Source organism: Streptomyces botrytidirepellens (assembly GCF_003721215.1).
GTDB lineage: Bacteria > Actinomycetota > Actinomycetes > Streptomycetales > Streptomycetaceae > Streptomyces > Streptomyces himastatinicus.
This window is the reverse complement of sequence record NZ_RIBZ01000875.1, coordinates 22,136-33,831: the sequence shown is the minus strand read 5'-3', so window position 1 is coordinate 33,831 and position 11,696 is coordinate 22,136. Positions and strand designations below refer to the sequence as shown.

Below are 11,696 nucleotides of genomic sequence, written 5' to 3'. Positions count from 1 at the left end.
GCCCGTCCGGCGCGAGGCCGCGCCCGAGCGGTCCGGCGGCGGGCTGCCGCGGGTGCGCCGCGACGAGGCGTACGAGGCGCTGCGCGCCCGCTCCGACGCGCAGCTGGCCGACCGGGGCGCCCGGCCCCGGGTGTTCCTGGCCGCACTGGGACCCGCGGCCGTGCACACCGCCCGCGCCTCCTTCGCCACCAACCTCTTCCAGGCGGGCGGCATCGAGGCCGTGCAGGAACCGGCCACGGTCGACGCCGAGTCGGTGGCCGAGGCGTTCGCCGCGAGCGGCGCCACGGTGGCGTGCCTGTGCTCCAGCGACACGGTGTACGCGGAGCAGGCGGTGGCCGTCGCCGAGCGCCTCAAGGCCGCCGGGGCGGCCCGGGTCCTGCTGGCCGGACGGCCTGGGACACTTCAAGACGAGTACGAGCGGGCCGGGGTGGACGGTTTCGTCTTCGCCGGCTGTGACGCGGTCGAGGTGCTGTCCTCGGCTCTGGACATCATGGGGGTGCGGTGATGGGCGGCAGTCCGGTGGAAGCGGGCGGGATCCCGGATTTCTCGGCCGTCGAGTTCGAGGGACCGGCCGACGAGGCGGTGTCCGGCGGCGATGCCGGTTCCGCCGCCTGGGCCGCCGCGGTGCAGGACAGCGTCGGCAAGGGCGTCGAGGACCTGGTGTGGGACACCCCGGAGGGCATCGGCGTCAAGCCGCTGTACACCGCGGAGGACCTGGACGGGGTGGACTTCCTGGACACCTACCCGGGCGTGGCGCCGTATCTGCGCGGCCCGTACCCGACGATGTACGTCAACCAGCCCTGGACGATCCGGCAGTACGCGGGCTTCTCCACCGCGGAGGAGTCCAACGCGTTCTACCGCCGCAACCTGGCGGCCGGGCAGAAGGGCCTGTCGGTCGCCTTCGACCTGCCCACCCACCGCGGCTACGACAGCGACCACCCCCGGGTCACCGGTGACGTCGGCATGGCGGGCGTGGCCATCGACTCGATCTACGACATGCGGCAGCTCTTCGACGGCATCCCGCTGGACCGGATGTCGGTGTCGATGACGATGAACGGCGCGGTGCTGCCCATCCTCGCGCTCTACATCGTGGCCGCCGAGGAGCAGGGCGTACCGCCCGAGAAGCTGGCCGGGACCATTCAGAACGACATCCTCAAGGAGTTCATGGTCCGCAACACCTACATCTATCCGCCGCAGCCGTCGATGCGGATCATCTCCGACATCTTCGCCTTCACCTCGCAGCGGATGCCGCGCTACAACTCCATCTCCATCTCCGGCTACCACATCCAGGAGGCCGGGGCCACGGCCGACCTGGAGCTGGCGTACACCCTCGCGGACGGGGTGGAGTACCTGCGGGCCGGGCTCGACGCCGGGATGGACGTGGACGCGTTCGCGCCGCGGCTGTCGTTCTTCTGGGCGATCGGCATGAACTTCTTCATGGAGATCGCCAAGCTGCGGGCGGCCCGGCTGCTGTGGGCCAAGCTGGTCAAGCAGTTCGACCCGAAGAACCCCAAGTCGCTGTCGCTGCGCACCCATTCGCAGACCTCCGGCTGGTCGCTGACCGCGCAGGACGTCTACAACAACGTGACCCGGACGTGTGTCGAGGCCATGGCCGCCACTCAGGGCCACACCCAGTCGCTGCACACCAACGCCCTGGACGAGGCCCTCGCCCTGCCCACCGACTTCTCCGCCCGCATCGCCCGCAACACCCAGCTGCTGCTCCAGCAGGAGTCGGGCACCACGCGGGTGATCGACCCGTGGGGCGGCAGTGCCTACGTCGAGAAGCTCACCCACGACCTGGCGCGGCGGGCCTGGCAGCACATCGAGGAGGTCGAGGCGGCCGGGGGCATGGCCAAGGCCATCGACGCGGGCATCCCCAAGATGCGCGTCGAGGAGGCCGCGGCCCGCACCCAGGCGCGGATCGACTCCGGGCGCCAGCCGGTGATCGGCGTCAACAAGTACCGGGTCGACAGCGACGAGCAGATCGAGGTCCTCAAGGTCGACAACTCCTCGGTGCGCGCCCAGCAGATCGAGAAGCTGCGGCGGCTGCGCGCCGAGCGCGACGAGACCGCCTGCCAGGACGCGCTGCGCGCGCTCACCGCCGCCGCCGAGTCCGGCCCCGGCAGCGGTCTTGAGGGCAACCTGCTGGCGCTCGCCGTGGACGCCGCGCGCGCCATGGCCACCGTCGGGGAGATCTCCGACGCGCTGGAGAAGGTCTATGGCCGCCACTCCGGCCAGATCCGTACGATCTCCGGTGTGTATCGAGACGAGGCCGGACCGTCGTCCGGTGTGGACCGCACCCGTGCGCTGGTGGAGAAGTTCGAGAGCGCCGAGGGCCGCCGCCCCCGCATCCTGGTCGCCAAGATGGGCCAGGACGGGCACGACCGCGGCCAGAAGGTGATCGCGACCGCCTTCGCCGACCTGGGCTTCGACGTCGACGTCGGCCCGCTGTTCCAGACGCCGGAGGAGGTCGCCCGGCAGGCGGTGGAGGCCGATGTGCACATCGTCGGCGTCTCGTCGCTGGCCGCCGGCCACCTCACGCTGGTGCCCGCGCTGCGCGAGCAGCTGGCCGAGGCGGGCCGCGAGGACATCACCGTCGTCGTCGGGGGCGTCATCCCGCCGCAGGACGTCCAGACCCTGCACGAGGCCGGTGCCGCCGCCGTCTTCCTGCCGGGCACGGTCATCCCGGACGCCGCCCACGACCTGGTGCGGAAGCTGGCCGCCGACCTCGGCCACGAGCTGTAATGCCACGGACGATCGACATCGACGAGTACGCCAAGGGCGTGCTCGACGGCAAGCGTGCGTACATCGCCCGCGCCATCACCCTCGTCGAGTCCACCCGGGCCGACCACCGCGACCTCGCCCAGCGGCTGCTGATCGAGCTGCTGCCGCACACCGGCGGGGCGCGGCGGGTCGGCATCAGCGGGGTGCCCGGGGTGGGCAAGTCGACCTTCATCGACGCCCTGGGCACCATGCTCACCGGGCTCGGCCACCGGGTGGCGGTGCTCGCCGTCGACCCGTCCTCCAGCCGGACCGGCGGCTCCATCCTGGGCGACAAGACCCGGATGGAGCGGCTGGCCGTCGACCCGAACGCCTTCGTACGGCCCTCGCCGAGCGCCGGGACGCTCGGCGGGGTCGCCCGCGCCACCCGCGAGTCCATGGTGGTGATGGAGGCCGCGGGCTACGACGTGGTGCTCGTGGAGACCGTCGGGGTGGGCCAGTCCGAGACCGCCGTCGCGGGCATGGTCGACACCTTCCTGCTGCTCTCCCTGGCCCGCACCGGCGACCAGTTGCAGGGCATCAAGAAGGGCGTGCTGGAGCTGGCCGACGTGGTCACCATCAACAAGGCGGACGGCCCGCACGCCCGGGACGCCAAGTCCGCGGCCCGCGAACTGGCGGGTGCGCTGCGGCTGTTGCAGCCCCCGGACGCCCCGTGGAACCCGCCGGTGCTCACCTGCTCGGCGCGCGAGAACACCGGGCTCGACGTGGTGTGGGAGCGGCTGGAGCAGCACCGCCGGGTGCTGGAGGCCACCGGCGCGCTGGAGGCCAAGCGCCGCGACCAGCAGGTCGGCTGGACCTGGTCCATGGTGCGCGACCAGCTGCTCGCCCGGCTGCACGCCCACCCCGAGGTGCGCCGACTCGCGCCCGGCCTCGAACAGGAGGTCCGCGACGGCACGCTGACGGCGACGCTGGCCGCTGACCGGCTGCTGGAGGCGTTCCGTACGCCGACCGAGCCGTCCGACGGCTGAGTGCCGACCGTGGGATGGGCCGCCGAGGTGGGGCCGTTCTTCGCGCTGCGCACCGGCCCCGCCTCCGGCGATCCGCGTGCGGAAGGATACGTACGGATCGGCGAGGCCTACCGGCTGACCGGCGAGGACACCGCCGCGCCCCTGCTGCGCGGCCGGGTGGAGGCGGTCGCCGCGAGCCTGGGCACCGAGGAGCCGAGGGTCGCGGCCTCCCTCGCCTTCCAGGGGCTCGCCGCCCGCGTCTGGTCGCTCGCGCTCGGCCCCGCGGCCCTCTCCGGCACCGTGTACGACCTCCGCCCCGACCAGCTGTGGTGGAACCCCGCGCGCACCGCCCCGGACGACCTGTGGTGGACCGGCCCGCCGCGGGCGATGGGCGAACCCGGCGGGCTCGCCGGACAGCTCGCCGAGTCCGCGTACGCGCATCTGACGCCGCTGCACCACGCCGTCGGCCGCGCGTACCGGGTCTCGGACCGGCTGCTGTGGGGCAACGCGGCCTCGGCGCTGGTGGGTTCGCTGCGGGTGCTGCACGACTGGTGCCGGGCGCGCGGCCGGTACGAGGCGGGGGAGCGGGCGTTGGCCGTGGCCCGCGCCCAGTTCGCGTACCCGCCGCTGCGGGATGCGGGGGAGTTGACCACCGCGCCGTTCGCCTTCCGGCGCCACAGCTGCTGCCTGTACTACCGGGTGCCGGGCGGCGGCCTGTGCGGTGACTGCGTCCTGAGGCGGTGACCGCGTACCGCGGGCGGTGACCGCGTACCGCGGCGCGCGGCGGCCGGATACGGTGTGCACATGCCGAAGAACGAGAACGTGTTCTCATCCTGGCGGGCGTGGCGCCGCCGCGTCACCTCCCGGATGGTGCACCGCGGATGGCGCGCCGTGCAGAGCGCGGGCGCGGTGACCGCCGAGCGGCCCGGCCCGTACCGCTTCGCGCGCATCGGCACCGGGACCCGGCTGGCGTTCCCCCAGGGCACCATCTTCGGCGAAGCGTGGATCGAACTCGGCGAGCACTGCGTGGTCGGCGAACAGGTCACCCTCACCGCGGGCATGATGCCCGGCCTCGACCTCGGCCCCGGCCCCATCCTGCGCCTCGGCAACGGCGTGGTCCTGGGCCGCGGCAGCCATGTCATCGCCTCACGGTCCGTGGTGTTCGGCGACGACGTGTTCTGCGGCCCGTACATCTACGTGACCAGCGACAACCATTCGTACGACGACCCCCACCAGCCCATCGGCCGCCAGTGGCCGCGCTCCGCCCCCGTCGAGGTCGGCTCCGGAAGCTGGCTGGGCGCGGGCGCGGTGATCCTGCCCGGGGCGCGGCTGGGCCGCAACGTCGTCGTCGCGGCCGGTGCGGTCGTACGGGGCGAGGTGCCCGACCACGCCGTGGTCGCCGGAGCGCCCGCCCGCGTCATCCGGCGGTGGGCTCCCGAGGACGGCTGGCAGCCGCCGCTGCGGACGCCCGCGCCCGAGCCGATACCGGCCGGGATGACGGCGGAGCAGCTGCTGGCGCTGGCCGAGGCGGAGCCGGAGGCGGGAGCGTCCTAGCAGGTCAGTAGAGTTGCAGCCGCCCCCGAACCACCACGAGGAACACCTGTGAGCCCACCACCCACCCCCCTGACCGTCATCGGCATCGGCGCCGACGGATGGGACGGGCTCGCCCCGGCCGGTCGCGAGGCGCTGCGTACGGCCGAGGTCGTCATCGGCGGACCGCGCCAACTCGACCTGCTGCCACCGGACTGCGCCGCCGAGCGGGTGCCCTGGCCGTCTCCCCTGCGCCCCGCCGTGCCCGGGCTGCTCGCCGAACACGCCGGGCGCCGGGTCTGTGTGCTGGCGAGCGGCGACCCGATGTTCTTCGGCATCGGCCGCACCCTCACCGAGCTGCTCGGCCCCGGCGCGCTGCGGGTGCTGCCGCATCCGTCGTCCGTCTCCTACGCCTGCGCGCGGCTCGGCTGGGCGCAGGAGGCCACCGAGGTGATCAGCCTCGTCGGCCGCCCCCTCGCCACCCTGTCCCGCGCCCTGTACCCGGGCCGCCGGCTGCTCGTCCTCAGCGCCGGTGCCGGGACCCCGGCCGAGGTCGCCGGGCTGCTGCGGGACCGCGGCTTCGGCCCGACCCGGATGCGGGTCCTGGAACAGCTGGGCGGCGCACGGGAACACGCCGTCGAGGGCACCGCCGAGGCGTGGCCCCACCCGCCCGGCGACCCCCTCAACGTCATCGCCCTCGACTGCGCCCCGGCCGCGGACACCCGGCACCTGTCCGCCGTCCCCGGGCTGCCGGACGCCGCGTACGAACACGACGGCCAGCTGACCAAGCGCCACATCCGCGCCGCCACCCTCGCCGCCCTCGCCCCCGCCCCGGGCGAACTGCTGTGGGACGTCGGCGGCGGCTCCGGCTCCATCGGCGTGGAGTGGATGCGCGCACACCCCGCCTGCCGCGCGGTGTCCGTCGAACGCGATCCGGTACGCGCCGACCGCATCACCCGCAATGCCACCGCCCTCGGCGTCCCCGCGCTGCGCGTCGTCACCGGCGCCGCCCCGGCCGCCCTGGACGGCCTGCCCACGCCCGACGCCGTCTTCGTCGGCGGCGGCGCCACCACCCCCGGCCTGCTGGAGACCTGCTGGGACGCCCTCCCGCCGGGCGGCCGCCTCGTGGTCAACACCGTGACCCTCGAATCCGAAGCCCTGCTCACCACCTGGTACACCCGCCACGGCGGCGACCTGGTCCGCCTCGCCGTCTCCCACGCCGCCCCCGTGGGCGGCTTCACGGGATGGCGCCAGGCGATGCCGGTCACCCAGTGGTCCACCACCAAACGCGGAGAAACACGATGACGGTGTACTTCATCGGCGCGGGCCCCGGCGCCGCCGATCTCATCACCCTGCGCGGCGCGCGGACCCTCGGGCGCTGCCGGGTGTGCCTCTACGCGGGCAGCCTCGTCCCGCCCGAACTGCTGGCCGAATGCCCGCCGGACGCCCGGCTCGTCGACACCGCCGGGCTCGACCTCGACCAGATCACCGCCGAGTTCGCCGCCGCGCACGAGGCGGGCCACGACGTGGCCCGCCTCCACTCCGGCGATCCGTCGGTCTTCAGCGCCGTCGCGGAGCAGATGCGGCGCCTCGACGCGGCCGGGATCCCGTACGAGGTCGTCCCCGGCGTCCCCGCCTTCGCCGCCGCGGCCGCGGCGCTGGGCCGGGAGCTGACCGTGCCGACCGTCGGCCAGACCGTCATCCTCACCCGCATCGCCCAGCAGGCCACCCCCATGCCCGACGGCGAGGATCTCGCCACCCTCGGCCGCAGCCGCGCCCTGCTCGTCCTGCACCTCGCCGCCCGCTACGTGGACCGCGTGGTCGGCGAACTCCTCCCGCACTACGGCCCCGACTGCCCGGCCGCCGTGGTCGCCATGGCCAGCCGCCCCGACGAACTGGTGCTGCGCGGCACCCTCGCGGACATCGCGGACCAGGTGAAGGCGGCCGGTGTGGTGCGCACGGCCGTCATCATGGTGGGCCGCACCCTGGCCGCCGAGCAGTTCCGCGACAGCCACCTCTACTCCCCGGAGCGCGACCGCCCCCACCCGGCGTGCGACACGCCCGGTACGTGAGCGGAGCCGTCCACCCTGCCGCGACGCGCCGTGCCCAGGCACCCGAACACCCCTCTCCCCACCGCTCGCCGGTGCCCGCGCGGCGCCGCGCGGGCACTGCGCGGCGAGGGCATCGCGTCCCGCGTCGGGTGACGCGTCCGGCACCGCGATCGCGGGCTGCTGCCGCGTGGCGGCGTACGCATCCCGCGCGGGTGGGGCAGACGTCCGTCAGACCTCCCGCGGTCCGCGGGAGGCGGCGCGGCCCACGATCGTGCCCGCGCGGTCTATGCAGATCACGTCGACCGCGACCGGGGCCCCGCGCAGGACGCCCAGGGCCGTGTCACGGGCCGCCGCCGCGACCAGGTCGCCGAGGGGGACGCCCCGGGCCGCGCACAGCTGCACCGTCTCCAGGCCGGTGTTGGCCGCCGCGACCGCCGCGGCCAGTTCCTCGTCCGCGCCGCCGCGGCGGGCCAGGTCGGCGAGGTAGGCCTTGTCGACCTGGGAGCGGGAGGAGTGCAGGTCGAGGTGGCCCGCGGCGAGCTTGGAGAGCTTGGCGAAGCCGCCCGCGACCGTCAGCCGGTCCACCGGGTGGCGGCGCAGGTACTTGAGCACGGCGCCCGCGAAGTCACCCATGTCCAGCAGGGCGTCCTCGGGCAGCCCGTGTTCGGCCACCGCCACCTTCTCGGAGGTCGACCCCGTACATCCCGCCACGTGCCGCCGCCCCGCCGCCCGCGCCACGTCCACCCCGCGCCGGATGCTGTCGATCCAGGCCGAGCAGGAGTACGGCACCACGATGCCGGTCGTCCCGAGGATGGACAGCCCGCCGAGGATGCCCAGCCGGGGGTTCCACGTGCTGCGGGCGATCTCCTCGCCGTGGTCCACCGAGATCTCGATCTCGACGTCACCGCTGCCGCCGTGGCGGGCGGCGACCTCGGCGATGTGGTCGCTCATCATCTGGCGCGGCACGGGATTGATGGCCGGTTCGCCGACCGCGAGCGGCAGCCCGGGCCGGGTGACGGTGCCGACGCCGGGCCCGGCCCGGAACACCACGCCGCGGCCCGGCGGCAGGGCCCGTACGGTCGCCCGCACCAGCGCGCCGTGCGTCACGTCGGGATCGTCCCCGGCGTCCTTCACGACCGCGGCCATGGCCCGGTCCGCCCCCAGCTCCTCGGCCGCCAGCGCGAACGCGGGCCGCTGGCCCTTCGGCAGCGCGATGGTCACGGGATCGGGGAACTCGCCGCTGAGCAGCGCGGTGTACGCGGCCGTCGTCGCGGCCGTCGCGCACGCCCCGGTGGTCCAGCCGGGCCGCAGCCCGGTGCGCTCCAGCTGCGCCCCGCGGCCCCCGCTCGCCCGGGTCTCCGGCTCAGCCACGGGCCACCCGCCGCGCATACGATGACGGGCGCACCGGCGACGAAAGGCATCCGATGAACAGCGCACCGGCGCGCCACGTGCTCATCCTGGGCGGCACCACCGAGGCCCGCCGACTCGCCGCGGAGCTGGACGCCGATCCCGCCCTGCGCGTCACCAGTTCCCTCGCGGGCCGGGTCGCCGAACCGCGACTGCCCGCCGGGCAGGTGCGGATCGGCGGGTTCGGGGGCCCCGAGGGCATGGCCCGCTGGCTCCGCGAGCACCAGGTGGACGCGCTCATCGACGCCACCCATCCTTTCGCCGACACGATCAGTCACAACGCGGCCCGTGCGGCCGCCGCCGTCCATGTTCCCCTGCTCGCCCTGCGCCGCCCCGGCTGGGTGGCGGGCCCGGGCGACCGCTGGCACCCGGCGGCCTCGCTGGAGGAGGCCGCGCGGCTGCTGCCGGAGCTGGGGGAGCGGGTCTTCCTCACCACGGGCCGCATGGGGCTGGCCGCCTTTGCCCACCTCACCGCCCCGTGGTTCCTGATGCGCTCGGTCGACGCCCCGCAGCCACCGGTTCCACCCCGCATGGAGGTGATCCTCGACCGCGGCCCGTTCACCCTCGAAGGCGAAACCGCCCTGCTGCGCGACCACCGCATCGACGTCCTGGTCACCAAGGACAGCGGCGCCGGGGCCACGGCACCCAAACTGGCCGCGGCCCGCGACGCCGGGATCCCCGTGATCGTCGTCCGGCGCCCGCCCGCCCCGGAGGGTGTTCCGGTGGCCCGGACCCCCGCCGAGGCCGTCGCCTGGCTCCGTACGGCCGCACGCCCCTGACGCCGGGGAGCGTCACCCCTCGGGGTAGCGGCGTGGCGTCCAGACGATCTCGGTGCCGTCGCCGCGGCGCGCGGTGCGCGTCTGGGAGGAGCCGACCAGGAGGATCGTGCGCATGTCCACGTCGGCCGGGTCGAGGTCGGCCAGGCGGATGATGCGGACGCTCTCCTCGGGGCCGCCGATGTCGCGGCCCAGGACGACCGGGGTGTCCGGCGCGCGGTGCTCCAGGAGGAGTTCGCGCGCCTTGCCGACCTGCCAGACCCGGCTGCGGGAGCCCGGGTTGTAGAGGGCGAGCACCAGGTCGGCGGCGGCCGCGGCGCGGAGCCGTCCGGCGATGACCTCCCAGGGCTTGAGCCGGTCGGACAGGGAGACCACGGCGTAGTCGTGGCCGAGCGGCGCGCCCGCGCGGGCGGCCGCGGCGTGGGCCGCGGTCATGCCGGGCAGCACCCGGACCGGGACGTCGCGGTACGGCTCCTCGGACGCGGCCTCCAGCACGGCGGTGGCCATGGCGAACACGCCGGGGTCGCCCGAGGAGACCACGGCGACACGCCGACCGCGCCGGGCGAGATCGAGGGCGAATTCGGCCCGCTCGGCCTCGACCTTGTTGTCGGAGGGGTGGCGCCGCTGCCCGGGGCGTACGGGGACCCGGTCCAGGTAGGTGGTGTACCCGACCAGGTCCTCGGCGGCGGCCAGTTCACCGCGCGCCTCGGGGGTGAGCCACAGCGGACCGGCCGGGCCGAGGCCCACCACCACGACCTCGCCCGGGCGCCCGGACACGGAGGCGTCGGGGGCGTCCGGGGCGCCCGGTGTGTCGATACGGCTCGGCAGCACCGCCACCGAGAAGTAGGGCACCGACGACGGGTCGACCTCGTCCAGCGCCCCGGTGCGCTCCGCGCTCATCGTGGCGCGCTCCACGTACCGCGCGTCGGCGAGCCGCCCCGAACGCTCCAGGGCGCGCCGAACGGTCGGGAAGGTGCGGCCGAGCTTCATGACCGCCGCCGCGTCGGTCGTCGCGAGGCGCGCCGTCAGCTCCTCCTCGGGCAGCGTGCCCGGGAGGACCGTCAGCACCTCCTCGCCCTCCACCAGCGGCGCGCCCAGCCGGGCGGCGGCCGCGCTCACCGAGGTGACGCCGGGGATCACCTCGGTGGCATAGCGGTCGGCGAGCCGCTTGTGCATGTGCATGTACGAGCCGTAGAAGAGCGGATCGCCCTCCGCCAGCACCGCGACCGTGCGCCCCGCGTCGAGGTGTGCGGCGAGCCGCGCCGCCGCCTCCGTGTAGAACTCCTCCATCGCGCCCCGGTAGCCGCCCGGATGGTCGGTGCCCTCCGTGGTGACCGGGTAGACCAGCCGCTCCTCGATGTGGTCGGGCCGCAGATGCCGCTCGGCGATGGAGCGGGCGATGCTGCGGCCGTGCCGGGCGCTGTGGTACGCGACCACGTCGGCCCCGGCGATGACCTCCACCGCCCGTACCGTCATCAGGGACGGGTCACCGGGGCCGAGGCCCACGCCGTACAGCCGGCCCTTCGCCGCGGGCGTCGCCTGTCGCTGCTGCTCGCTCACTCTTCCTCGCTCGCTATCGCGTTGATCGCGGCCGCGGCGATGGCACTGCCGCCGCGTCGGCCGCGCACCACCAGATGGTGGGGCGCCGCCGGATGCCCGGCCAGCGCCTCCTTGGACTCGGCGGCGCCGATGAACCCGACCGGTACGCCGATGACGGCGGCCGGCCGCGGCGCGCCCTGCTCGATCATCTCCAGGAGCCGGAACAGCGCGGTGGGCGCGTTGCCGACCGCCACGACCGACCCCTCCAGCCGGTCCCGCCACAGCTCCAGCGCGGCGGCGCTGCGCGTCGTGCCCATGCGCCGCGCCAACTCCGGTACGGCCGGGTCGGACAGCGTGCACACCACGTCGTTGTCGGCGGGCAGCCGCTTGCGGGTGACGCCGCTGGCGACCATCTGCGCGTCGCAGAGCACGGGCGCCCCGGCGCGCAGCGCCTCCCGGGCCCGCGTCACCACCTCGGGCGTGTACGCGAGGTCCTTGACCAGGTCGACCATGCCGCATGCGTGGATCATCCGCACCACGACCTGGCTGACGTCGGCGGGGAGGCCGCCCAGGTCCGCCTCGGCGCGGATGGTGGCAAAGGAGGCGCGGTAGATGGCCGCCCCGTCCTTCTCGTAGTCGAACACTGTGTCCTCGATCATGTCGTT

The 11,696-nt window shown here is 74.8% G+C and carries 11 protein-coding genes; 8 read left to right on the top strand and 3 right to left on the bottom strand.

The annotated features are described in order from the left end of the window. From EEJ42_RS47940 to cobM, 7 genes are all read left to right on the top strand, one after another. A partial coding sequence (locus EEJ42_RS47940; RefSeq protein WP_425473093.1) for a cobalamin B12-binding domain-containing protein occupies positions 1 to 505 on the top strand: 505 nt, incomplete at its 5' end. After that, entirely contained in the window at positions 505 to 2,745 is a 2,241-nt protein-coding gene (gene scpA / locus EEJ42_RS47935) for a methylmalonyl-CoA mutase (RefSeq protein ID WP_123108440.1), read from the top strand. The genes EEJ42_RS47940 and scpA, both read left to right, overlap by 1 nt. Further along, positions 2,745 to 3,749 (top strand): methylmalonyl Co-A mutase-associated GTPase MeaB, encoded by a 1,005-nt coding sequence (gene meaB, locus EEJ42_RS47930; RefSeq protein WP_123108439.1) that lies wholly within the window; start codon positions 2,745 to 2,747, stop codon positions 3,747 to 3,749. Before scpA ends, meaB begins: the two co-directional genes overlap by 1 nt. Beyond that, a complete protein-coding gene (locus EEJ42_RS47925) occupies positions 3,750 to 4,472 on the top strand; it encodes a (2Fe-2S)-binding protein (protein ID WP_123108438.1) in 723 nt (240 codons plus the stop codon). Between the two features lie 60 nt (positions 4,473 to 4,532). After that, entirely contained in the window at positions 4,533 to 5,282 is a 750-nt protein-coding gene (locus tag EEJ42_RS47920) for an acyltransferase (protein ID WP_123108437.1), read from the top strand. 48 nt (positions 5,283 to 5,330) lie between these two features. Next, positions 5,331 to 6,563 (top strand): precorrin-6y C5,15-methyltransferase (decarboxylating) subunit CbiE, encoded by a 1,233-nt coding sequence (gene cbiE / locus EEJ42_RS47915; protein ID WP_123108436.1) that lies wholly within the window; start codon positions 5,331 to 5,333, stop codon positions 6,561 to 6,563. Continuing rightward, positions 6,560 to 7,330, top strand: a complete 771-nt coding sequence (gene cobM, locus EEJ42_RS47910) for a precorrin-4 C(11)-methyltransferase (RefSeq protein ID WP_123108435.1) — start codon at positions 6,560 to 6,562, stop codon at positions 7,328 to 7,330. Before cbiE ends, cobM begins: the two co-directional genes overlap by 4 nt. A 207-nt stretch (positions 7,331 to 7,537) precedes the next feature. Here cobM and EEJ42_RS47905 read toward each other — a convergent pair whose 3' ends face one another. Continuing rightward, on the bottom strand, positions 7,538 to 8,698 hold the full coding sequence (locus tag EEJ42_RS47905) for a cobalt-precorrin-5B (C(1))-methyltransferase (RefSeq protein WP_123108434.1): 1,161 nt from the start codon (positions 8,696 to 8,698) through the stop codon (positions 7,538 to 7,540). A gap of 35 nt (positions 8,699 to 8,733) precedes the next feature. Here EEJ42_RS47905 and EEJ42_RS47900 point away from each other — a divergent pair, with 35 nt between their 5' ends. Beyond that, positions 8,734 to 9,495, top strand: coding sequence for a cobalt-precorrin-6A reductase (locus EEJ42_RS47900; protein WP_123108433.1), 762 nt, complete (start codon positions 8,734 to 8,736; stop codon positions 9,493 to 9,495). Positions 9,496 to 9,507: 12 nt separating this feature from the next. Here the strand turns inward: EEJ42_RS47900 and EEJ42_RS47895 are convergent, their stop codons facing one another. Next, positions 9,508 to 11,052 carry a precorrin-2 C(20)-methyltransferase gene (locus EEJ42_RS47895; protein ID WP_123108432.1) on the bottom strand — a complete coding sequence of 515 codons (1,545 nt, stop codon included), beginning with the start codon at positions 11,050 to 11,052 and terminating at the stop codon, positions 9,508 to 9,510. Then, the gene (locus tag EEJ42_RS47890) at positions 11,049 to 11,690 is read right to left on the bottom strand and encodes a precorrin-8X methylmutase (protein ID WP_039940486.1); all 642 of its coding nucleotides are present in this window, start codon (positions 11,688 to 11,690) and stop codon (positions 11,049 to 11,051) included. Before EEJ42_RS47890 ends, EEJ42_RS47895 begins: the two co-directional genes overlap by 4 nt. Positions 11,691 to 11,696: the final 6 nt, after the last annotated feature.

Bases quoted from the DNA above. Each gene is read 5' to 3' on its own strand.
- scpA (WP_123108440.1), top strand. From the start codon at position 505: ATGGGCGGCAGTCCGGTGGAAGCGGGCGGGATCCCGGATTTCTCGGCC.
- meaB (WP_123108439.1), top strand. From the start codon at position 2,745: ATGCCACGGACGATCGACATCGACGAGTACGCCAAGGGCGTGCTCGAC.
- EEJ42_RS47920 (WP_123108437.1), top strand. From the start codon at position 4,533: ATGCCGAAGAACGAGAACGTGTTCTCATCCTGGCGGGCGTGGCGCCGC.
- cobM (WP_123108435.1), top strand. From the start codon at position 6,560: ATGACGGTGTACTTCATCGGCGCGGGCCCCGGCGCCGCCGATCTCATC.
- EEJ42_RS47905 (WP_123108434.1), bottom strand. From the start codon at position 8,698: ATGCGCGGCGGGTGGCCCGTGGCTGAGCCGGAGACCCGGGCGAGCGGG.
- EEJ42_RS47900 (WP_123108433.1), top strand. From the start codon at position 8,734: ATGAACAGCGCACCGGCGCGCCACGTGCTCATCCTGGGCGGCACCACC.
- EEJ42_RS47890 (WP_039940486.1), bottom strand. From the start codon at position 11,690: ATGATCGAGGACACAGTGTTCGACTACGAGAAGGACGGGGCGGCCATC.